The sequence below is a fragment of the Parafrankia sp. Ea1.12 genome, from assembly GCF_900465275.1.
Lineage (GTDB): Bacteria > Actinomycetota > Actinomycetes > Frankiales > Frankiaceae > Parafrankia > Parafrankia soli.
In genome coordinates, this window is sequence record NZ_UBIZ01000613.1 from 74,730 (window position 1) to 97,524 (window position 22,795).

A 22,795-nucleotide genomic window follows, 5' to 3' on the forward strand; every position below is an offset into this window, starting at 1 on the left:
CGACGCCGGAGCCAGGGTAGAAGGGAGACGCCTCGACCCGGCCAACGAGCCCGCCTTACTAGGATCGAACGCGCTACGTCACTTCCGCTTCTCGTGAGGCCCGGGCCGGGTGCGGAGGTGACCCGTCCTGATCCAGAGGGGGAGCGTTGCCTGACAGTAAGAGTCGGCATGGCATACCAGACTCGACGCCGCTGAAGGTGCGTGACGAGGCACACATCTCGACCTGGATCGAGTCTGGGATCGACATCTCGGTGCCCAGCATCGCCCGGGTCTATGACGCGTTGCTTGACGGCAAGGACAACTTCCCTGCTGATCGCGTCGTCCACGACCAGCTCATCCAGGTGATTCCGGATGGCAAGACGTCCGCGCAGTACAACCGGCAGATGCTCCGGCGTGGCGTCGAGTTCATGGTGGAGCAGGGTGTCAGCCAGTTCATCGACCTGGGGTCCGGTCTTCCGACCGCGGAGAACACCCATCAGGTCGCCCAGCGAATCGCACCCGATTCGAAGGTAGCCTACGTCGACATCGATCCAATCGTGCTGGCGCACGGCCGGGCGTTGCTGGCAGAGAACGACAACACCACGGTCGTCACCGCGGACTTCCGACGTCCCGACGAGATTCTGAGCAACCCGGACGTGGCTGCTCTGATCGATCTGTCGAAGCCGGTCGGGCTTCTGATGCTCGCGGTCGTTCACCACGTCCACGACGACGAGGACCCGGCCGGCCTGGTCCGCGCATACGTCGATCGGATGGCGTCGGGCAGCTACCTGTTCCTGACCCACTTCGTCGACCACGGAGCGGAGACCGCGCCCATCGAGCAGGTGCTTCTCAACGAACTGACCAGGGGGCGCTTCCGCTCGGTCGACGAGATCACCTCCTACTTCGACGGACTGAACCTCGTCGAGCCAGGCGTGGTCTACAACCCGCTGTGGCGGCCCGCCGTACCGGTCGTCGAGCCGTACCCACTGGCTGTCAGGCTGGTGGCGGGCGGTATCGGACGCAAGCCGTAGACCCTGTCACCCTGTGATCCGCCTGGAGTCATATCGTGACCTGGCTGCCGGCACGCAGCGCCACGACGGCGCCGACGAGCACGACCAGGGCGGCTGTCGCCACCGGCGTCCAGCGCAGGCCCGCGGCGAATCCCGGCACCAGCGTCTGGGTGCGCTGGAGCAGCGGGATGAGTGTGCGGTCGAGCAGGAACCCGACGCCGACCAGCGTCGCCGCCATTCCCACGCCGTAGGCGAGAACCAGCAGGACCCCGAACCACGCCCGCCCCAGTGCGACCGCTCCAAGCAGCACGACGACGGCCGACGGCGTCGGCACCATGCCGCCGACGAGTCCCGCGGCGAGCAGGCCGCGTAGCCTCGGCTGATCGGTGACGGGCGGGTGCACGTGCCAGCGCCCGCCATGCGAGTGACCGTGCTGGTGCGCATGACCATGACCATGACCATGACCGTGCGAAGGGCCGTGGTCGTGGTGTCCATGGCTGTGAACGCCGCTGCCGTGGTGGTGGTGATGGCTGTCGTCGCGGTGAGGACGGGCGTGGCTGTGTCCACGGTCGTGTTCATGGCGGTGGTTATTCGAGTGGTCGTGGCCCGCGGTCAGTAGGTCGCGATACGGCGACATGATCAGCCTTGACCGCAGCAGACTGGTACCGAGACCGATCATCAGCAGCCCGCTCGCGACACCGAGCCACGGATAGATCTTCTCCGGAGCGAAGCCGCTCGACGCCGACAGCACGACCGCGAGGGCGAGAACGCCGAGGGTGTGGGTGAGGGTGACCGCTCCGGCGGTGGCGGCGAGTTGCCGTCCTGTCGCCGAGCCGCCGACGATCCGGGCCGCCATCACCGTCTTGCCGTGCCCGGGGGCGAACGCGTGCGCTGTCCCCAACACGACCGCGGCGAGCAGTGCGAGCACGCCCAGGCCGAGTGAGAAGGAGTCCCGCTCGACCAGGCCGTTCACCCAACCGGCGAGGCCGCCGGCCGCCTGCCGGGCCTCGTCTGACGCACCGCTACCAGGCGTTCCAGTGCCGATGGCGCCCGCCTGCGACAACGGGTCGGCCGCGGCGGGTCCGCCCGGACGAACGGTCAGCGTCGCGCGAGTGACGTCGGAACCGCCGCCCAGTGGGTCGTCGGGGTACCGGGTCAACAGGTTCGTCGGTGAGCGGGACGGTACGCCCGAGGAGACCACCGTGGTGCCGTCCCCGACCGCGACCGTCTCCCGCCAGCCGACCCGGTCGGCGTACGCGGCCAGCGTGTACCGAATCGTCGTGGTCGTGGTCGTGGTCGTGTCCGCTGCCCCGGCGGTCTCGGCGGAGTATCGGCAGACCAGCCGCATCGTCGACAGCCCGCCGTCGCCCGGTGGGAACGACAGCGAGCCGCCGATCGGGACGAGCGGGCGGGCCCGGCCGTCGACCGCCAGCGTCGCCCGTCCGGCCGTGCGGGCGCACTCCGCTTCCCGCCAGCGGGCGGCTCCCAGCGCGTCGACGTCCGGCCGGACCTGCGCCGCCGGTATCTCGGCGAAGTCGGCGACCACGTCGACGAGAACCTCCTCGATGCCCACCCGCAGCACGCTCGCGCTGTTGACGGTGAAACTCCCGAGGGGATGTGCCGACGCGGATCCGCCCGCCGTCAGGACGAACGCGGCCACCGTCACGGCCAGGACGGCTGCCCGACGCAGCGAGGTCACCGGGCACTCGCGTCGAGGGACGCGAGAAGGGCCTGTGCCCGGGGCGCGTGCAACGGTGAGAAGTGCGGGTCGGTGTCCAGCGCCGCCCGGAGGTCCGCGACCGCGGCGTCGGTCCGGCCGAGTGCGGCGTGCACGACGCCCCGGTGGTAGGAGAACAGTGCTCGGCGGGTGCCGAGGCCGAGCGCCGACTCGGCGGACGGCAGCGCCTCGTCGTCTCTGCCGAGCTGGTGCAGCACCCAGGCGCGAGCGTCGTCCACGAAGACCCCGGCCCGGTGCGGTTCGCCGCCCGGCGCCGGGGACAGCGCGGCCAGCGCGGCGGCGGGGTCGCCGTGGTCCGCCTCGAACAGCGCCAGCTCGACGTCGACCTCGACTCCCTGCGCGCGCATCAGCTCCGCGGTGGAACGCACCAGGGAGTACTGCCGCTTCGCCTCGTCGGGCCGGCCCAACGATTCGAGCAGTTCTCCGTACTCGGCGACGATCCACGGCTGTGGGCTCCGAGTGGCCGCGACGGCGTAGTCCGCCAGGGCCGCCTCGCTCTCGCCCCGGGCGGCGGCCACGCGGGCACGACCGACGAGCAGCGACACCGATGACGGGTCGCTCGCCTGCCCGCGCCGGTAGGCCTCGTCCGCCCCGACGAGGTCGCCCGAGTGCCGCGCCAGTTCGCCGAGATGGAAGTAGGCGAACGCGGCATCGGCTGCCGACGTCGCGTCGTCTGCTACCCGCCGCAGCATCGCGGCCGCCTGGTCGATCTCGCCGCGCAGCTCGAACGCGTAGGCGACCCGGGCCAGCGACGCGACGTCGGGACGCAGGTCGACCGCGGTCTGCGCCGCCTGCCACGCTTCGGGATAGCGCCCGAGTTCGACGAGCGCGTCGAAGCGCACCCCGTGCGCGGTCGCGTTGAACGGGTTGACGGCGACCGCGGCATTCGCGGCGCGCAGCGCACCGGGGAAGTCGTGACGTGCGGCGGCGAGCGCCGCCTGCCCGGCGAGGGCGGCGTCGTTGTCCACCGGACGCAGTTCCAGCGAGCGGGCGAACGCCCCGTCGGCCCGTGGGTAGGACGTCGGATCACCGGTCACTCTGGCCTGCTCGACGTAGGCGAGGCCGAGCTCGGCCCAGGCCGGCCAGTCCCCCGGCACCTGGTCGAGCCGGTCACGCAGACTCGCGACGGGTGCGGCCGCCGCCCTGCCCGCGGAGGACCACGCCTCGTCCACGGCCGCCGCTCCGGTCGGCGTCGGCGCGACACCGTGGCCCGAGTCATCCCGGACGAGCGGCGGGCCGACCATGGCCAGCACAGCCGCGCCTGTCAGGCCGGCCGCGCAGACCAGGCCGGCGAGCACCCGCGCTCGACTCGCCCCGCCGCCCAGTCGCCGCTTCATGCGTGTCCTCCCCGCTTCCGTCCCGCCGGTCGTTCGCCAGCGATTCGGATCCGCGGCGGTCGCGGACTGCACCTGGGACGCAGAAATGATGTCAGGTAGCCGACACGATCCGTGCTCCTCTCATCACCGAACCACGGACGTTCACCGGACAGGCGCATCCGTCCGGTCCGTCGATCCGTGAGGGAGAACCATGAGCCGACTGACATCCGCACGCGACGGCACGCCCGGCCGCCGACGGCGGGGACGGCTGCCCCGACGGCGCGCTCTGGCTGGCGCGACCGCCCTGCTCTTCGGTGCGACGGGCGCCGCGGTGACCCTCGCACCGACGGCCGCTGACGCGTCCAGCCACCGGGAGGCCCCGCTGATCAGCAGCGACCCGACGGTCGACAACACCGACACCTACGCCTTCGTCAGCCCGGACGACCCGGATTCGGTGACGCTCGTCGCCAACTGGCTGCCCTTCCAGGAACCTGCCGGCGGACCGAACTTCTACCCGTTCGCGACCGACGCCCAGTACGACATCAATGTCGACAGCAACGGCGACGCGAAGCCCGACATCACCTACCGCTGGACGTTCGCCAGCACCTATCAGAACCAGAACACGTTCCTCTACAACACCGGGCCTGTCACCTCGCTCGACGACCCGGACCTGAATTTCCGGCAGACCTACAAGCTGGAGCGGATAGCCGGTGGCAAGACCACCGTGCTGGCGGACAAGGTGCCCGTCGCGCCCTCGTTCGTGGGCGACGCGTCCATGCCGGACTACCTGGCGCTGCGCACGGCGTCCCTGAAGGAACTGCCCGGCGGCGCCAAGACGTTCGCCGGACAGGCCGACGACCCGTTCTTCCTCGACCTGAGGGTGTTCGACCTGCTCTATGGCGGTGACCTGTCCGAGGTCGGGCAGGACAGCCTCGCCGGGTTCAACGTGAACTCGGTCGTGCTGCAGGTCCCCAAGACCGAGCTGGCTCTCAAGGGCGACCCGGCGCGCAACCCGGTGATCGGGGTGTGGAGCAGCACCCAGCGGCGCAGCGCCTCGATCTACGGGCCGACCGACGGCTCCGGCATGCGGATGTCCTTCGGTAACTGGTCGCAGGTCTCGCGCCTCGGCTCGCCGCTCGTCAACGAGGTGGTCGTGCCGGTCGGCCAGAAGGACCGGTTCAACGCCTCCACTCCCGCCCGGGACGCCCAGTTCCTGAACTTCGTCACCAAGCCCGAACTGCCGAAGCTGATCGAGGCGATCTACAAGATCCCCGCGCCGGCGACACCGCGCAACGACCTCGTCGCGGTGTACCTGACCGGTGTGAACAAGGCCAACCTCGGTGTCGACCTGAACGCACACGCGCTCAACGCCGACGTCGACCCGGCGAAGATCGCGCCCTCCGAGCAGCTTCGGCTGAACATGTCGATCCCGCCGACCGCGGAACCGAACCGGCTCGGCGTCCTCGGGGGCGACACCGGCGGGTACCCGAACGGCCGACGGCTGGGCGATGACGTCGTCGACATCTCGCTCCAGGCTGTCGAAGGCGCCCTGCTGCCCAACCCGCCGGCGGCGGTCACCGGCCTCGGTGACGGCGTCGACGGGCCCGACGTGCGGTTCCGCGGATGGTTCCCGTACGTCGGCCTGCCCACCTCGGGTTCGAGCTGACAGGGCGGCACGACCATGACCAGACTCCGGCGAGCCGCCTCGGCCGCCATTACGGTCGCCGTCATTGTCGGCGTGGCGGCCTCCTGCGGCGGGGAGGGACCTCCGCCACTGCCCGAAGCCGGGTCGTTCGCCCCCGGTGCCTGCCAGACGATGGCCCCGGACCTGATAGCGACCCTGCGGCTGACCCAGGCGGACCCCGGCGCACCGGACGAGATCAAGGCGCTCGCCCGCGACCTCACACCGCCCCAGGAGAAGCTCTACGGCCGGATCGGTACGGCCGGGGAGTACGCCGGCGACCTCGAACGGGTCACCACGGCCGTCGGCTTCCTCCGGCTGCGGGTCGATTCCGGGACCTACGACCCCGCTCTGCTGACGGAGGTGAGGACCACCGCCCGGATGCTGGCGGACCGCTGCACCTGACCGCAGGCGCCCGGCCGCCGTCTACCGGGCCCCTGCCGATCTGAGCGGACCGGCTCGGCCGGCCGAGCCGGTCCGCTCCCGCCCGACCAGCGAGCCGAGGAGCATCGCTGTGGCGACTCCGGTCTGACCGATCCACGACGTTCCCGCCTGGTGGTGGTTCCACGCCGGGCACACAGCTGAGACGAGGAGGAAGCCGGCGCTGCCGTACACGGCGAGGGTGAAGCCCCATCGGTGGTCGGCCAGCAGGGCGACGAACGCGGCTGCCAGGAGGACGAGGGCGCCGGCGCTGACGACGTCCACCCACGGCGGTTGCGTCGGTGGTCGTGCCTCGCGGGGCGGCTGGATCGCCGCGACGGTCACGAACCCTGCGAGCAGCGCCGCGGCCCACAGCCGCCGCCAGCCGACGACGGGGGTGGCCGGTGCGGCGACCGCCTCTGTCGGCCGCGGCGGCCCGTCGACCTTCGCGGGCGGGTCGGACCGGACGATGACCGGACCTCGTCCGCGGGCAGGACGCGGGTCGTGGCGCGGACGCTCGGGACGAATCCGTTGGACCTGTGATGCTGACATGTCCCCACGGTGCGGCCCACGTGTTGTGTGGCCGCGTCGCATGGCTGGAGCCAGTGTTGAGAGCCCGCGGTCCACGGTCCGTGCGAACCGACAGCTGACGACCTCGATCCGTCCTCGACCGTGCCGGCGGCCCCACCCAGGCCCCGCCCGACCGGACGTAACAGAGCCACTCGAAGCGGCCGTCTGATCGCCGGCCGCCGGGTCCTCTGGCGTATGCCGAATCCTCCGAATGAAGCAGCGCCGGTTCGGGCGGTAGTGATGTCAGTCGGGAGAGGTGTTTGACCGTGCGGACGGTATTCGATGGGGACGTGTACGTTCACTGCCGCCAGATATATGTCCAGAGCGGTCCGGATGTCGCCGGCCCGGAGTCGGCCTTTCCCGGTCAGGTGAACGGGTTGTGCGGCGCCGCGTTGCCGGGCTGGCTTCACCTGGTTACCGGCCTGCATGCCGGCCGGGTCGGGTTCACCGTGCAGGTTCATGAATCCGTGACTGAGTTGGCCGGTGACTGAGTTGGCCGGTGACTGGGAGGAGGCGGTCGAGGCCTCGTTCACGCCCGGCTCGCCCTCGACAGAGCTGGTGAGTGGGCTGGCGAGGCACATTGGCCGTTGGGGCTGGGGGAGGTGGGCTACCGCGTGCGCTACTGCGAGTGGGGGATGGACGCGGCGCGCGCGGCCGACACCCGGCGCGGCCCGCGCACACCACCGGGCTGTTGACGATCTGTGCATCGCTTCCGTGTCTGGGGCCCCGGGCCTTCCACCTTCACGCCGGGCGCCGCTACCTCGGTGTATTCCGGGCCGCGTCCGCGTTCCGTCGTCCCCGGCTTCGTCCCGTCGGTGGCCGTAGCCCCGCGACCACCACGCACCAACCCTGTCCGGCGACCGGTGGGCCGGGTGGAGGCGGCGCCGAATCCACTAAGCGTCCAGTTGTCATCAAGAGAGTCGACCTAGTGTGATCAAAGGCAGGTGCATGCGGTCGGGCACGGCTGTTGTGGGTTCGTCCAGCCATGGCTCTGGAGGCGAGGTCTCACCATCAGGAAGCCCGTGGTCTTCATCCACTGCCTGTGGATACATGCCGTTTCCGCCGCTCATCGTCGAGGGCAAGGCCCAATACCGTGCCCGCCAGGGTCCGTCAGGGCGGTTCGCCGGCTCTATCCGCGGTTGGCGCCAGCTCGCTGACGAGGCCCTAACCTGGCTCGCCCATCGAGGCCTGTGACGCCCGTCCCGCGCGCGGCAGGTTGCCGCCTGTGCCCGTACTGCGACCAGAGGTCGCGCAGAATGTCCAGGGAGCAGCAATGTTCGAGCGACTGGGACGGGCGATGTTCCGTCGGCGGCGATGGGTCATCAGCCTGGCCGTGGCCTTCGCCGCGTTCGGGGGCATCTGGGGTACGCAGGTGTTCGGCGCGCTGACCACCGGTGGGTTCGACGATCCGGCCAGCGAGAGTGCCCGTGCGCTCGACCGTGCCGAGGCGACACTTGGCCGAACAGGCAATGACCTGGTCGTTCTCTACAGCAGCCCGAGCGCGACGGTCGACGACCCAGCGTTCCGGCGGGCCGTGACCGGGACACTGGACGCGCTCCCGGACGACGTGGTGACCAGGACGATCACCTACTGGGGCACGAACAGCCCGGCGCTGGTCAGCGACGATCGGCGCTCCACCTACGCCGTGCTGACCGTGGCCGGCGACGAGGTGCAGCGCGTCGACGGGCTGAAGGAGATCGAGGACGGGCTGGCCGCTCCCGGCCTTCAGACCCAGGTCGGCGGCTACACCGCGGTCAGTCGCGACATCGGCGAGCGGGTGGCGGCAGACATCGGCCGTGCCGAGACGATCTCCATACCGGTGCTGCTCGTCCTGCTGGTGGTCGTCTTCGGCGGCGTGGCCGCGGCGAGCCTGCCGCTCGTGATCGGTGGTCTGGCCATCCTCGGGGCCTTCACCGCGCTACGTGGGCTGAGCTACCTGACCGACGTCTCGGTCTTCTCGATCAACGTGGTGACGATCCTCGGGCTGGGTCTGGCGATCGACTACGGCCTGTTCATGACCGGACGGTTCCGGGAGGAGATCGCCCGTGGGCTGGGCGTCGAGGACGCGATCGTTCGGACGATGGCCACCGCCGGCCACACCGTCGCGGTCTCCGGCGTCACCGTCGCGGTCTCGTTGTCCGGGCTGCTGATCTTCCCGATGCCCTTTCTCCGCTCGATGGGATTCGGTGGGCTGTCCGCGGTCGTGGTCGCGATGGTGGCGGCGCTGACCGTGCTGCCCGCCCTGCTCGGGGTCCTGGGCCACCGGGTGGACGCGCTCTCCGTGCGGCGGTTCCGTCGCATTCCGCGCCCGGCTCCCACAGCGGGCGAGGTCGAGCACGGGTTCTGGTACCGCCTCGCGCACAGCATCATGCGGCGCCCGGTCATCTACGCGGTCGGGGTGCTCGCGGTCCTGCTGCTGGCCGGTTCGCCGTTTCTCCGGGTGGAGTTCGGCGGTGTCGACCCCAGGGTGCTCCCGGCGGGTACCGAGAGCCGCGTCGTCTCCGAGACCGTCGACCGGGACTTCGTCCGCAACAGCCAGTTGCCGATCGAGGCGATCGTGACCTCATCCGACCGCGCCGGGCTGGAACGACAGGCCGGGCTGGAGCGATACGTCACCGCGGTCCGGGACGTCGACGGCGTGACCGGAGCCGAGGTCACCGGCCAGTCCGGGAGTGTCACCCGGGTCGCCGTCAGTTACCAGGACGACCCGATCTCGGCGCAGGCGCGGGACCTGGTGCGCCGGATCCGGAACGTCCCCGCACCGCCTGGCGGCGAGGTACTGGTGGGTGGCTTCACCGCGGAGCTGACCGACCAGCTCGACACCACCGCCGACCTGCTGCCCTGGATGGCGTTGATCATCGTCGGCGCGACGTTCGTCCTGCTGTTCCTCGCCTTCGGCTCGGTCGTGCTGCCGATCAAGGCGATCGTGATGAACATCCTGTCGCTCGGCGCCTCGTTCGGCGCACTGGTCCTGATCTTCCAGGACGGCCACCTGTCCGGTCCGCTGAACTTCACACCCACCGGGACGCTGGAGGCGACGCAGCCGATCCTCGTGCTCGCGATCGTGTTCGGGCTGTCGACGGACTACGAGGTCTTCCTGATGTCCCGGATCCGCGAGGTGTACGACCGGACCGGCGACAACACCACGGCGGTCGCGGTCGGACTGCAGCGCAGCGGCCGGATCATCACCAGTGCCGCGCTACTCATCCTGGTCGTGATCGGGCTGTTCTCGACCTCCGGCATCACCTTCATCAAGCTGATCGGGGTAGCGATGATCATTGCCGTCCTGGTGGACGCGACGATCGTCCGGGCGCTGCTCGTACCGGCCACGATGCGCCTGCTCGGGAACACGAACTGGTGGGCGCCGTCGCCACTGCGGCGCTTCTACGCCCGTCACGGCCTGCGCGAAGGCGCGGACCCGCCCCCATCGGCGCCTGATCTCCGTCCCGCACCAGCCCACACGCAATCCGACTGATGGATGGTCAGCCGTGCCAGCGCCGGGACGCGGGTCGGTACGCAGGGCCGGTGTCTTTGGGTACCGGGTCCGCGGCCACCTCGAGTAACAGATCTCGGCGGGCTGGTTCCGGACGTAAACTTTGCCCTGCAGACATTGCGAGCAAACGGGACCCGCGCGACTGGCAATCTGTCCTCATCGATTCGGGAGTAGCAACAGGCGTGGCCATGTCATTGCGTCCTGTCCGTGCCGGTAGCCCTGAACAGCCGTCTCCCGGCAGGAATCTTTGCCTCCAGATTCTCGGTCCGTTGCGGATCTGGCGGGGCGGCGTCGAGCTGGGTGCCGGGCCCCGGCAACAGGCCTGCCTGCTCGCGCTGCTCCTCATCCGGGCGGGCCGGCCGATCAGCACGAGCGAGCTGATCGACCTGATCTGGGAGGACGACGTCCCGGCATCGGCTGTCAACATCCTCCAGAAATACATCGGCACGCTGCGGCGGTTGCTGGAGCCCGCGCTGCCGGCCCGCGGAACCGGCTCGTACCTGCAGCGCCGCGGCAACGGTTACCTGTTTTCGGCCGACCCCGGCATGCTGGACGTCGTCACCTTCCGGGAAATCGCCGGAAAGGCCAGGACATGCCTCGCGGAGCAGCGCCTCGATGCGGCGCTCGACTGCTATGTACAGGCGCTGGCGCTCTGGCACGGCCCCGCGGGTGGCGGGCTGACCCACGGATCGACCGCCGTGTCGCTCTTCGCCGCGATCAACGACGAGTTCTTCGACGCATGCGTACCGGCGGCCGAGCTCGCGGTGACGCTGGGCCAACCCGAGCTCGTGCTCCAGCCCCTGCGTCTGGCCGCCTGGATGGCGCCGTTGCACGAAACCGTGCAGGCAAGCCTCGTCTTCACCCTGGCCGCAGCCGGTCAGCAGGCTGAGGCGCTGTCAGTGTTCGGGACGGTCCGCGCCCGGCTCGCCGAGGAGCTCGGCATCGATCCCGGGCCCGCGCTGCGGGCCGCGCACCTGCGGGTCCTTGGCCAGCCACCGACCTCGGCGGCATCGGCCGGCGCGGACGACGACGGGCCGGCGGGAACGGCGTGCGCGCCGGCGGGAACGGCGGGCGGGCACGCAGGCGGGCCGCTGTCAGGGCAACCACCGACCGAGTTGCCCACGCTCGTCGGCAGCGCCGGGAAGCCGTCCGCCGAGCAGCCGCGGGCTCCTTCCCTCGAGACACCGACCGCCGACGGCATGATCGGCCGAGCCGAGGAGCTCGCGGTGCTGCGGCACGCGGTGGACTCGGTGTTTGCCGGCGGCGCGGGGCTCGTCGTCGTCGAGGGTGAGCCGGGGGTGGGCAAGACGCGCCTGCTGGAGGAGGCCGGCGCGGAGGCGGACAGGCGCGGCGCGCTCGTTGTCTGGGGCCGCTGCCTGGAGGGCGACGGGACGCCGTCGATGTGGCCGTGGGTGCAGGCGGTCGGCACGGTCCTCGACAGCCTGCCCGCCGCGGCGCGGGAGGAGTGGCACGCCGGCGAACTCGGCCGCCTCGTGGAGCCGCGCGGCGGCGTTCCCGCCACGCCGGTGCTGCCGGACAGCGGCGCCCAGTTCCGCCTGTTCGAACGGGTTGTCGCCCTCGTCGGCCAGGTCTCGGCGCGGCGGCCGGTGGTACTCGTGATCGACGATCTCCAGTGGGCGGACGTCGCCTCGCTGCAGATGTTCAGTCACCTGGCGGCCCGCCCGCCGGGCGGCGCTGTGATCACCGGCGCGCTCCGCGACCGTGTGCCCGTGCCCGGCTCGGAGCTGGCGCGGATGCTCGCCGCCGCGAGCCGGCTGCCCCGGCACCGCCGGATCCGGCTCGGCCCGCTCGACGCGGCCGAGGTGGCCGAGCTCGTCCGCCGCGAGACCGGTCAGACCCCCGACGTCGGTGTTACCCAAAGCATCCATGCCCGCACTGCCGGCAACCCCTTCTTCGTGCGGGAGTTGTCCCGGCTCCTCGCCGACGGCGGGGTTCTCACTGAGGATGCCGCGGCGCGGGCCGGTGTGCCGTCCACCGTGCGGGATGTCGTCCGCGACCGGATGGCGGGCCTTGACGACGACACCGGCGGCCTGTTGCAGATCGCCGCGCTCATCGGCCGGGAGATCGACCTCGGCCTGCTCGCACGCGCGGCCGACCTTGACGCACAGACCTGCATCGACCGCCTCGAGCCCCTGGAGGCGCTCGGTCTGCTCGAGCCCACGCCCGGGGACCCGTTCTCGTTCCGCTTCGCGCACGACCTGGTCCGGGAGTCGGTCGTCCGGACGACGCCGCCGCTGCGCGCCACCCGGCTGCACCTGCGCGTCGCGGACGCGCTGGAGCGCTCCGACACCGACGGCGAGTCCGTCGCCGAGCGCCTCGCCCACCACCTGTGGGCCGCCGGCCCACTCGCGGACCCGGCCCGGACCTCGAGCGCGCTGGAGCGCGCCGGGCGCCGGGCCGCGGCCAAGTCCGCGTTCGAGGCCGCCGCACGGCAGCTGGTGTCGGCCGCGCAGGTGGCGAGGGCAGCGGGCATGTCGGAGCGGGAGCTGTCCGCCCTGTCGCAGCTCACCGCGGTCGTCGGGATGCGGTCCGGGTACGTCGGCTCCGCGGTCGACCTGCTGGAGCGCGCCGAGGAGCTGGCTCGTGACCTCGGCCGGGAACGGGAGGCAGCCGACTTCCTCTTCTCCCGCTGGGCCGCGTGCTCCCAGGGCATCCAGCTCGACCGCGCCGGCCGGCTGGCGCGCCGGCTGCTCGATCAGGGCGAGGCGTCCGCCGACCCGGTCGTGCGTGCCTACGGCCGGCACGCCTGGGGCATCCACCAGTGGGACGTCGGCAACATCGGCGAGGCGTTCCGGTATCTGAGCCAGTCCAACTCGATCATGTTCGATGGCCTGGCCCAGCGCGAGGATGATCCGCTCCGGCACGACCTGCAGCTGCTCTCGCCCGTGATGCTCGCGTTGAACACCGCGCTGCACGGTGACGTCGACGGGGCGCGGGTGCTGCTCGACAGGCTGGAGGCCGCCGCGTGTGGCGACTCCTACGCGATCACGGTCTGGGCCGCCTTCGCCGTCACGGTAGCGGCGCTGGCCGGCGACCCCGCCTGGGCACTACGCGCAGCGGAACGGGGAATCGCGGTGGACCCGGAACATTCCTTCGTCTTCCTCGGCAGCTACCAGCGACTGGCCCGGTGCTGGGCGCGGGCCGTGACCGGCGAAGACCCGGCCGGCGCCGCGACAGAGGCCAAAATGATCATCGCGGCGACCCTGCTCGACCCGCCACGCTCGGGCCTGGCCACCTGGTACGGACTGCTCGCCGAGATGTGGCTGGCGGCCGGGATGCCGGCCGAGGCCACCGCCACCCTCGACCGGGCCGACTCGTTCCTCGACACCTACGGCCAGCGCTACCCCGAAGGCCTGATACTCCTGCTGCGGGCACGGATGATGCAGGCACGCGGCGAGCCCACCGCCGTCGTCCAGGCCGCCGCCGAGCGGGCTCGCGCGCTGTCCGCCGAGCGCGAGGCTCACCTGTTCGCCCACCGCGCCGAGGAATTGTCGGCCGGGCTGGCGACGGAGCCGGCCGGCCACTGATCGTCACATCACCCGGTGTCCGGTAGGGCCGTCTGGGGATTTGTCGCCGGATAAGGTTCCCGCGTGGGCCAAGGGAAGCTCATCGGGCGGGACGAGGAACGGTCCCGGCTCCTGGCGTTGCTCGGCGACGCGGCCGGGCCGGTCCTGGTGCTCCGGGGGGAGGCCGGCCTCGGCAAGACGGCGTTGCTGGACGAGCTGGCCGCGGCGGCGGCCGGGTTCCGGGTCGTGCGCTGCGCGGGGGCGGAGGCGGAGCGGGACCTGGCGTTCGCCGGGCTGCATCAGCTGGTCTTTCCGTTGCTGCCCGACGCGGCAGGCCTGGATCCCGCGCACCGGGCGGTGATCGACGCGGCGTTCACCGGTACGGCCGCCGCCCCGCAGGTGATGGCGCTCGGCATCGCCGTGCTGGACCTGCTGACCCTCGTCTCGGCGGCCAGCCCGCTGCTGCTGGCCGTCGACGACGGCCAGTGGCTGGACGTACCCAGCACACAGGTCCTCGCGTTCACCGCGCGGCGCCTCGCGGGTACGGCCGTGCGGGTGGCAGTCGCGGTGCGCCCCGAGGCGTCGTCACCGCTCGACGGGGCTGGGCTGCCGGAGCTGAACCTGGAGCCGCTGACCGAGCAGGTTTCCACCCGGTTGCTGGACCTGCAGCAGACCGGGCTCAGCCCGTACCACCGGAACATGATTCTGAAGACCGCGGCCGGCAACCCGTTGGCGCTGATCGAGCTGCCCCGGGCGGAACTGCTGGACACCGGCGCGATCGCGCTGCCGCGGCGGCTGGAGAAGATCTACGGCACGCGGCTGCGCGGCCTGCCGGCGACCGAGCGCGGCGAGCTGCTGCTGGCGGCGCTGGACGGCACCGGTGCCGGATCGGCGCGCAGGGTCGGCGCGGCCCGGTACCGGATGCGCGGCGTCGGCCGGGCGGTCGAGGCGGGCCTGCTGGCCCCGGACCCGGCCACCGGGGAGCCGGTGTTCCGGCATCCCCTCGTCCGCTCGGCCGTCGTGCAGGCCGCGACCCCGCACGAACGCCGGGCCGCCCACGCTGACCTCGCCGAGCTGCACCGCGACAGCCCGGAACGGCGGGCCGTGCACCTGGCCGCCGCTACCGTCGACCCGGACGACGACGTCGCCGCGGCCCTCGAAGAGGCGGCCGTCTCGGCTTCGCGGCGCGGCGGTGCGGCGACCGCGATCACCTGGCTGACCCGCGCAGCGGAACTCAGCCGCCGACCCGCCGACCGGTCCCGGCGGCTGGCCGACGCCGCGTACGTCGCCGGGCAGGCCGGTCTGCTCGACACCGCACAGGGCCTCGCGGAGGACGCCGCGTTGGACGGCCCGGCCGCAGAGATCACCGCAGGGTACGTGGCGCTTTACCGCGAGGGTGAGGTCGTCGCGAATCACCGGCGGATCACCGCGCTGCTGGAGTTCGGAGTCGCCGACGAACAGCTGACCGAACGTGCGCTGAGCCTGATGCTGGCGATCAGCCAGTTCGCTGCCGACCCGGTCCGCTGGGAGCGTACCGACGCGCTGTTCGACCGGTTCGGCGACCGGATGGGCCCGTCGACGGCGATTGCCCGGGACGCGTGGGGCGACCTGGTGAAGCGCGGTCACGGCATACCGGAACGGATCGCTGACGCCCTCGCCGATCCCGCCGCTCGCGCGCCGTGGGACGTGATGAGGCTGACCGTCTCCGCCTACTATGTGGGCGTTCTCGGCGACCACCGGGAGCTGCTGCTGCGGACGGTCGACCGGGAGACGGAGGCCGGCGCGGTCACCAGCGTGATGGTGCTGCTCCAGATGGTCATGCTTGACCAGATCGGCGCCGGCGCGTGGGCGGAGGCTGAGCGCACCGGCCGTCGCGGCCTGGACCTGACCGCCGGGCACGGGTACACGCTGTTCGCTCAGTCGTTCCGGGCGTTCCTCGGCCTGCTGGCCGCCTACCGCGGTGATCTGGCCCGAGCCCGTGACCTGCAGGCGGCCGTGGACGCCTGGGGGCGGCCGCGCGGGCTGGGGTTCCTGACCGAGTACGCGGAGGCGATCGGCGCTGCCGCGGCACTGAGCGAAGGCGAGTACGAGACCGCGTACGCCTACGCCGCTGGAATCACCGCCCCGGGCACGTTCTCCCGCTACTCGCAGCAGGCCACCCGCACGCTGCTCGACCTGGTCGAGGCCGCCGCGCACACCGGCCGGCACGACGCAGCCCTCGCGCACGCCGAAGCCGCCCGGGATGCGGGCCTGCCGGCGCTGTCGCCGCGTCTGGCGCTGCTCACCGCCGGGGCACTGGCGATCACCGCGCCGCGGGAGGAGGCCGGTGCGCTGTTCGTCGCCGCGGTCGCGCATCCCGCCGGTCGGGCGTTCCCGTTCGAGCTGGCGCGGATCCGTCTGGCGTACGGTGCGTGGCTGCGGCGCGCCCGCGAGCTGACTTTGGCGCGCCAGACGCTGACCGAGGCACTCGGCGCGTTCGACCTGCTCGGCGCCGCGACCTGGGCCGAACGGGCCCGAGCCGAACTACGCGCCGCCGGCAGGCCGACCCGCGCGGACCGCGCCGCGGTGGCCGCGCTGACCCCGCAGGAACGGCAGATCGCCGAGCTGGCCGCGACCGGGCTGAGCAATCGGGAGATCGGTGCCCGGCTGTTCCTGTCACCGCGCACGGTCGGTGCGCATCTGTACAAGGTCTTCCCGAAGCTCGGCATCACGTCGCGGGCCTCGCTACGTGACGCGCTCCAGAGCGGCTGACACGACGTAGGTCATCTGACAGATCAGCGGGCACCGACTGCTCGGCGATGCTGCGCGCATCGCCCGCACGGAGGAGCCCGCAGTGAGTACCACCGCCACCCCCGGAGCAGGCACGGCCTCCTCCGGCGGACAGCTGTGTCTTCGGATTCTCGGCCCGTTGCGGATCTGGCGGGGCGGCGTCGAGCTGGAGGCCGGGCCTCGCCAGCAGGCGTACCTGCTCGCTCTGCTGCTCGCCCGTGCGGGCAGGCCGACCAGCATGAGCCAGTTGATCGATCTGATCTGGGGCGACGACGTCCCGGCCTCGGCTGTCAACATTCTCCAGAAGTACGTCGGTGCGCTGCGGCGGCTGCTGGAGCCCACGCTGCCCGCGCGTGCGACCGGGTCGTACCTGCAGCGCCGCGGTGACAGTTACCTGTTCGCCGCCGGCCCCGTCATGCTGGACGTCGTCACCTTCCGGGAACTGGTCGAGGTGGCCAGGGCCGGCGTCGCGGAGCAGCGCCCCGACGCGGCACTCGACTGGTACGTGCAGGCACTCGGGCTCTGGCACGGCCCCGCAGGTGACGGCCTGGCTCACGGATCGAGTGCGATGTCCGTGTTCTCCGCACTGGATGGTGAGTTCCTTGACACGTGCGTGGCGGCGGCCGAGCTCGCGGTGGCCCGGGGCCGGCCTGCGCGCGTGCTCGCGCCGCTGCGCCTGGCCGCGGGGATGGCGCCGCTGCACGAGACCGTGCAGGCGAGTCTCGTCATCGCCCTGGCCGCCGCCGGTCAGCAGGCGGAAGCGCTGTCCGTCCTGCGGGCAGTCCGTGCCCGGCTCGCCGAGGAGCTCGGCATCGATCCCGGACCGGCGCTGGTGGCCGCACACCGGCGTGTGCTGGAGCCGGCATCGGCCGAGGGAAGGCCTTCCGAGCGGCTGCGGGTGCCTCTGCGGGCGCCTGCCCTCGGGACGCCGTCCGTAGACGGCCTGATCGGTCGGGCCGAGAAACTCGCGGTGCTGCGCCGCGCGGTGGACTCGGCGTTCGCCGGCGGCGCGGGACTCGTCGTCGTAGAGGGTGAGTCGGGGGTGGGCAAGACGCGCCTGCTGGAGGAGGCCGGCGCGGAGGCGGACAGGCGCGGCGCGCTCGTGGTCTGGGGCCGCTGCCTCGAAGGCGACGGCACACCGGCGATGTGGCCATGGGAACAGGCGGTCGCCCTGCTCCTCGACAACCTGTCCGCCGCGGCGCGGGAGGACTGGCACGCCGGTGAGCTCGGCCGCCTCGTGGAGCCCCGCGGCGTCACCCCCGCGGCTCCGGCACCGCGGGACAGACCAGTGCTGTCGGACAGACCGGTGCTGTCGGACACGCCGGTGCTGTCGGACAGCGGCACCCGGTTCCGGCTGTTCGAACGAGCTGTCGCCCTCATCAGCCACATCTCGGTGGGACGCCCGGTGGTGATCGTCGTCGACGATCTCCAGTGGGCCGACGTCGCCTCGCTGCAGATGTTCAGCCACCTGGCCGCCCGCCTGCCGGTCAGCACCGTGGTCATCGGTGCGATCCGCGACCGGCTACCCGCACCCGGCTCGGAGCTGGCCCGGATGCTCGCCGCCGCGAGCCGGCAACCCCGGCACCGCCGGATCCGGCTCGGCCCGCTCAACCCGGCAGAGGCAGCTGAACTCGTCCGCCGCGACACCGGCCAGATTCCCAGCCCCGGCGTCGCCCGCAGCATCCACGCCCGCACCGCCGGCAACCCCTTCCTGATCCGGGAACTGGCCCGGCATCTCGCCGACAGCGGCGATCTCACCGACGCCGCCGCCGCACAGGCCGGGGTGCCCTCCACCGTCCGCGACGTCGTCCGTGACCGGATGGCCGGCCTCGACAACGACACCACAGACCTGTTACAGATTGCCGCGCTGATCGGCCGGGACGTCGACCTCGCCCTGCTCGCCCACGTCTCCGAGCTCGACGTCCGGACCTGCATCGACCACCTTGAACCCCTGGAAGCACTCGGCCTGCTCGAACCCCGGCCGGGGAAGCCGTTCTCCTACCGCTTCGCGCACGACCTCGTCCGCGAGTCGGTCGCCGACACCACACCGTTGTGGCGGTTGGCCCGACTGCACCTGCTGGTCCCGGACGCGCTGGAGCGGATGAACGATACGGCTCAGTGCCTGGAGTTCAACGTGGACGGCGAGCGGACAGCCCAGACGTGGAACGCCAGCCCGATGCCCCACGCCAGTATCGACCACAGGGGCCAGAAGAAATGATCCGGGGTGAGAACCGCCCACAGTACGACCTGGACAAGATTGGCCAGGACATAGCACAGAAGATGGATCCTCAGGCCCCACTTCTCGGCGGTCTCACTTTTCTTCGATTTCATTCCAGCAGCCTAGGTCGACGTACTTGACGGGGCGCGAACTCTTTGTGGATCCGCCGTCGTGTGCGTCCGAATTCGTTCAGTGCTCGTCAAGTATCTGACTCTACGCTGACCCTCGATCGCGGCTTAGAGCGCAACGGATATCGAAAGGTCTACATTGACTACGACAACTCGCCGAACGCTGCTGGCCGGATCAGCCGCGGTCGCGACCGGCACCACGGCCGGCGCAGTGCTCGGAGCGTCCGCCGCGCAGGCACGCACCCAGCCCGACGGCAGGCAGAAACCCACCGTGGTACTCGTGCACGGCGCGTTCGCCGACGCCTCCGGCTGGAACGACGTCGCCGCCCGGCTCATCCGCGACGGCTACCCGGTCATCGCCCCGGCGAACCCGCTGCGCGGCGTTGCCGCCGACTCCTCCTACCTGGCCAGCATCCTCGCCACCCTCAGCGGCCCGCTCGTCCTCGCGGCCCACTCCTACGGCGGGATCGTCGTCACGAACGCCGCGACCGGCAACGCCAACGTGAAGGCGCTGGTCTACGTGGCCGCGTTCGTACCAGATCAGGGCGAGACGCTGCTGGGCCTGCAGACGAAGTACCCGGGAAGCAAGCTCAACGAGACGGCGCTGGACCTCCGTCCCCACGGTGCGGGCGTCGACGGATATATCAAGAAAGAGGTCTTCCGCGACGTGTTCGCCGGCGATGTGCCGAGGGCGACCACCGACCTGATGTGGGCCGGCCAGCGGCCGAGTGACGTGCGCACGCTGCAGGAGCCGTCCGGCGCCCCGGCCTGGAAGACCGTTCCTTCCTGGTACCTCGTTGCCCGCAACGACAACGTGCTTCCCGCCGCGGCGCAGCGGTTCATGGCGCGGCGGGCCGGCGCGCGCACCGTCGAGGTCGGTGCCTCGCACGTCGCGATGATCGTTCAGCCCGCGGCGACGGCCGATCTCATCAGGCGCGCCACGCTCTGACGAAGCCCGCCACCGTCACCGACCTGCCGGAGGACGCGGGCGACGAGACCGGTTCCGGCCTGCCCCAGGGCGCGTTCCAGCTACCCGATGACGCTCGGGTCGCCCGTTTCGTCGGTGCCCCCGCCGGCTGACGACGGCCCGCACCGCTACAGGCTGCGGGAGCCAGGATGATCTCCGGCTTGGTGTGATCCGACCGGTGCCTTCTGCGTTCGCGTATCGGGGCTGCGGCTGTCGTCTGCTTGGGCGACCCTGTGGCCAGGGGATGTGCTGATAATCCAGGTAGCACGGTTGCGTTTGTGCGCCGGCTGGGGTGGCATGTCCACCTGGACTGGAGCGGGGTGGGCGGCGGTGACTGTGGGGGGCCGGGCTGACACCCTTGCCGAGCTGCGTCTCGACGCCACCCCCGACGCGGTCGCGCACGCGCGTCGGGCGGCCACCAGGGCTCTCTCCGGTACCCGCTGGCAGGCGATCGCGTCCGATGTCGCGCTCGTCGTCAGCGAGCTCGCGACAAATGCCGTTCTACACGGAAGCGTTCCGGTGCATGTCCGGCTCCGTTCCGGCGCCTCGGCGATCCGGGTCGAGGTCAGTGACGGAAGTCGGGTGGAGCCCGTCCGGCCGCCGCCGGACGGCGGCGGTCTGACCGGGCGTGGTATGGCGCTGGTCGCCTTCACCGCGACACGGTGGGGGGTCGAACCCGATCATGGTGGAAAGACCGTGTGGGCGGAGCTCGGCGAGGCGGGGAACCACCACGGGGCTGTGTCCGACGCGCCGTCACCCAGCGCGCCGAGGGCTGACCGGGGCGAGTATCTGATCACTCTCGGGGATGTCCCGACAGATCTACTGCTCGCGGCGAAGCACCACGTGGACGGCCTCATCCGGGAGTTCGCCCTCGCCGCGGGCGGCGCGGCCACCGGCGCGAGCGGCACCGTGCCGCAGCGGCTGGCGGAACTACTGGAGCTGGTGACGAACCGTTTCGCCCGGCCGCGGGAGGCGATCAAGCGTCAGGCGTTGGCCGCCGTCGCGGCCGGGGAGCCGCGAACCCATCTCCAGCTGGCGTTGCCCCTGGATGCCGCGGACGCCGGCGAGGAGTACCTGGCGGCGTTGGAGGAGATCGAGAGCTACGCCCGTGCCGCCCGCCTGCTCACCCTGGAATCGCCGCCGCAGCATGTGGCTTTCCGCCGCTGGTATGTGGGATCGCTGGTGACACAGCTCCGGATCGCTGCCCGGGGCGGCGTGCCCGAGCCGGTGCGTACCTTCGAGCAGTATCTGCTGGACACTCTCGACGAGGTGGTCAGAACCCAACGCACGGCCGAACGGGCCGCGCGGCTGCAGGGGGTCACCGCGGCCCTCGCTCTGGCGACGACGCCGGAGAAAGTCGCTGAGGTGGTGGTTTCCGAGGGGGTGACCGCCCTGGGCGCGTTCGGGGGCGGCCTGCTGGTCGCGCGGGACGCTGGGCGGCTCGCGGTCCCCGGCACCGTCGGGTACCGCGAGGAGGTGGTCTCGATGCTGCGTGCGGAACGGCTCGACGACCGCCTGCCGGCCGCCGATGCGATCCGCGGCGGTATGCCGGTCTGGTTGGAATCCCGCCAGGACCGCGACTCGCGCTACCCGGAGCTGGCCGAGCGGGAACCGAATGTGGTGTCGATGTGTGCGTTGCCGCTGCTCGTCGGTGACCGTGTGCTCGGGGCGTTGCGGTTCTCCTTCGACCACCCCCGGCTTTTCGACGCTGACGAACGTGACTTTGTCCTGGCGCTGGCGGTGCAGACCGCGCTGGCCGTGGAACGGGCCCGGCTGTTCGCCGCCGAGCGCCGTGCGCTCGAACGCAGCGCTTTCCTCGCGACGCTCGCCGACCGGATCACCACCACGCTGGACCCACGGCGCGTCCTCGAGCAGACCACCGACCTGTTGGTGCCCCGGTACGCCGAACGGGCCGTCGCGGTCCTGACGGACGAGCCGATGACCTCCATCGGCGATCCCTCCCCGAGGGAACTTGCCCTGATGAGGGCGGTTACCCAGACCGGAACCACGACCACGACCACCACTACCGACGGCGACGAGACCGTACTGGCTGTTCCGCTCACCGTCGGCGGCCGTGCGGTCGCCGTCCTCGCTGTGCTCTGTCGCGAGGACAGCCCACGCGCCCGCGACGAGCAGGATGCCATCGAGGAGGTCGCCCGGCGGGCGGCCGTCGCGGTGGGCAACGCTCAGCTGTACGAACAGGAACGGCGCACCGCTCTCACCCTGCAACGCAGCCTTCTCCCGCAGCGACTGCCGACGATCGGTGGGCTGTCGTTCGCCTGGCGCTACCTTCCTGGCAGCGCCGGCGCCCTGGTCGGCGGCGACTGGTACGACGTCCTTCCCCTGGACGACGGTCGGGTGGCGCTTGTCATCGGGGACGTCATGGGGCACGGCATCCAGGCCGCCGCGACCATGGGCCAGCTGCGAGCCTCCGCCCGCGCACACATCACCACCGATCCCAGTCCGTCGGCCGTACTGGCCCGGCTCGATGAGGCGGCGAATCGTCTCGAGCAGGGACAGATCGCCACGGCGGCGCTTGCCGTGCTGGACCCCGCGAACGCGCGGCTCACCCTGGCATCCGCCGGGCACCTGCCACCGCTGCTGGTCCCTCCGCGCGGCGAGGCCTACTACCTGCCGGTCGATCCAGGTCCCCCACTGAGCACGGGACTACCCGAGTACCCGCAGACGCAGACCACGCTCGAGTCGGGCAGCATTCTCCTGTTCTTCACCGACGGGCTGGTCGAGGACCGCAAACGGCCAGTGGACGAGGGGATGAAGCTCCTGCGGGTGGCTGCCACCGCGGCAGCTTCCCCCGACCAGCTGTGCGACCAGGCCCTGGCCGCACTCGGCCGGCTGGCCGGCCACGACGACGACACCGCCCTGCTCGCCGTCATGGTCAACACCCTGGGCCCCGCATGATCTCGCCGAGCTGGAGGTCATTGGCCCAACCGGCGATCTCAGCGTGCTCGCGGTAGTGGC

Annotated in this window: 14 protein-coding genes and 1 pseudogene; 11 read left to right on the forward strand and 4 right to left on the reverse strand. The window is 71.5% G+C overall.

Annotation, left to right across the window (positions count from 1 at the left end; translation table 11 throughout):
* Window positions 1–191 precede the first annotated feature (191 nt).
* The gene (locus FMEAI12_RS33280; protein ID WP_368672135.1) at window positions 192–1,010 is read left to right on the forward strand and encodes an SAM-dependent methyltransferase; all 819 of its coding nucleotides are present in this window, start codon (window positions 192–194) and stop codon (window positions 1,008–1,010) included.
* Window positions 1,011–1,038: 28 nt separating this feature from the next.
* On the opposite strand, the gene FMEAI12_RS33285 is transcribed toward FMEAI12_RS33280, so the two are convergent.
* Window positions 1,039–2,688: a high frequency lysogenization protein HflD gene (locus tag FMEAI12_RS33285; RefSeq protein ID WP_112109088.1), complete on the reverse strand. Its 1,650-nt coding sequence runs from the start codon at window positions 2,686–2,688 to the stop codon at window positions 1,039–1,041.
* Entirely contained in the window at window positions 2,685–4,064 is a 1,380-nt protein-coding gene (locus FMEAI12_RS33290) for a tetratricopeptide repeat protein (protein WP_112109089.1), read from the reverse strand. Before FMEAI12_RS33290 ends, FMEAI12_RS33285 begins: the two co-directional genes overlap by 4 nt.
* Window positions 4,065–4,254: 190 nt before the next feature.
* On the opposite strand from FMEAI12_RS33290, the gene FMEAI12_RS33295 reads away from it, so the two are divergent.
* Both FMEAI12_RS33295 and FMEAI12_RS33300 read left to right on the forward strand, forming a co-directional pair.
* Window positions 4,255–5,709, forward strand: coding sequence for a DUF4331 domain-containing protein (locus FMEAI12_RS33295; RefSeq protein WP_112109090.1), 1,455 nt, complete (start codon window positions 4,255–4,257; stop codon window positions 5,707–5,709).
* Window positions 5,710–5,724: 15 nt separating this feature from the next.
* A complete protein-coding gene (locus tag FMEAI12_RS33300) occupies window positions 5,725–6,129 on the forward strand; it encodes a hypothetical protein (RefSeq protein WP_112109091.1) in 405 nt (134 codons plus the stop codon).
* A 21-nt stretch (window positions 6,130–6,150) separates the two neighbouring features.
* Here the strand turns inward: FMEAI12_RS33300 and FMEAI12_RS33305 are convergent, their stop codons facing one another.
* The gene (locus FMEAI12_RS33305; protein ID WP_112109092.1) at window positions 6,151–6,696 is read right to left on the reverse strand and encodes a hypothetical protein; all 546 of its coding nucleotides are present in this window, start codon (window positions 6,694–6,696) and stop codon (window positions 6,151–6,153) included.
* A 284-nt stretch (window positions 6,697–6,980) separates the two neighbouring features.
* Here FMEAI12_RS33305 and FMEAI12_RS33310 point away from each other — a divergent pair, with 284 nt between their 5' ends.
* From FMEAI12_RS33310 to FMEAI12_RS33330, 5 genes are all read left to right on the forward strand, one after another.
* Entirely contained in the window at window positions 6,981–7,205 is a 225-nt protein-coding gene (locus FMEAI12_RS33310; RefSeq protein WP_112109093.1) for a hypothetical protein, read from the forward strand.
* A gap of 782 nt (window positions 7,206–7,987) precedes the next feature.
* On the forward strand, window positions 7,988–10,189 hold the full coding sequence (locus tag FMEAI12_RS33315; protein WP_112109094.1) for an MMPL family transporter: 2,202 nt from the start codon (window positions 7,988–7,990) through the stop codon (window positions 10,187–10,189).
* Between the two features lie 206 nt (window positions 10,190–10,395).
* Window positions 10,396–13,755 carry an AAA family ATPase gene (locus FMEAI12_RS33320; protein ID WP_235014984.1) on the forward strand — a complete coding sequence of 1,120 codons (3,360 nt, stop codon included), beginning with the start codon at window positions 10,396–10,398 and terminating at the stop codon, window positions 13,753–13,755.
* Between the two features lie 63 nt (window positions 13,756–13,818).
* Complete coding sequence (locus FMEAI12_RS33325) at window positions 13,819–16,485, forward strand: AAA family ATPase (protein WP_112109096.1); 2,667 nt, start codon at window positions 13,819–13,821, stop codon at window positions 16,483–16,485.
* A gap of 82 nt (window positions 16,486–16,567) precedes the next feature.
* Entirely contained in the window at window positions 16,568–18,721 is a 2,154-nt protein-coding gene (locus tag FMEAI12_RS33330) for a BTAD domain-containing putative transcriptional regulator (protein WP_255565773.1), read from the forward strand.
* On the opposite strand, the gene FMEAI12_RS33335 is transcribed toward FMEAI12_RS33330, so the two are convergent.
* Window positions 18,619–18,834 (reverse strand): 2TM domain-containing protein, encoded by a 216-nt coding sequence (locus FMEAI12_RS33335; protein WP_112109098.1) that lies wholly within the window; start codon window positions 18,832–18,834, stop codon window positions 18,619–18,621. The two genes, FMEAI12_RS33330 and FMEAI12_RS33335, sit on opposite strands and share 103 nt — an antisense overlap.
* Before the next feature lie 154 nt (window positions 18,835–18,988).
* Between FMEAI12_RS33335 and FMEAI12_RS33340 the strand changes: the two genes are divergently transcribed.
* The 3 genes and pseudogenes from FMEAI12_RS33340 to FMEAI12_RS33350 all read left to right on the forward strand — a co-directional run bounded on the left by FMEAI12_RS33340 (window position 18,989) and on the right by FMEAI12_RS33350 (window position 22,735).
* Window positions 18,989–19,798, forward strand: a complete 810-nt coding sequence (locus FMEAI12_RS33340; RefSeq protein ID WP_235014985.1) for an alpha/beta fold hydrolase — start codon at window positions 18,989–18,991, stop codon at window positions 19,796–19,798.
* Between the two features lie 5 nt (window positions 19,799–19,803).
* Window positions 19,804–19,948, forward strand: a pseudogene (locus FMEAI12_RS40380) (YbhB/YbcL family Raf kinase inhibitor-like protein); the annotation flags it as partial.
* 198 nt (window positions 19,949–20,146) lie between these two features.
* On the forward strand, window positions 20,147–22,735 hold the full coding sequence (locus tag FMEAI12_RS33350; RefSeq protein WP_235014986.1) for a SpoIIE family protein phosphatase: 2,589 nt from the start codon (window positions 20,147–20,149) through the stop codon (window positions 22,733–22,735).
* Window positions 22,736–22,795 lie beyond the last annotated feature (60 nt).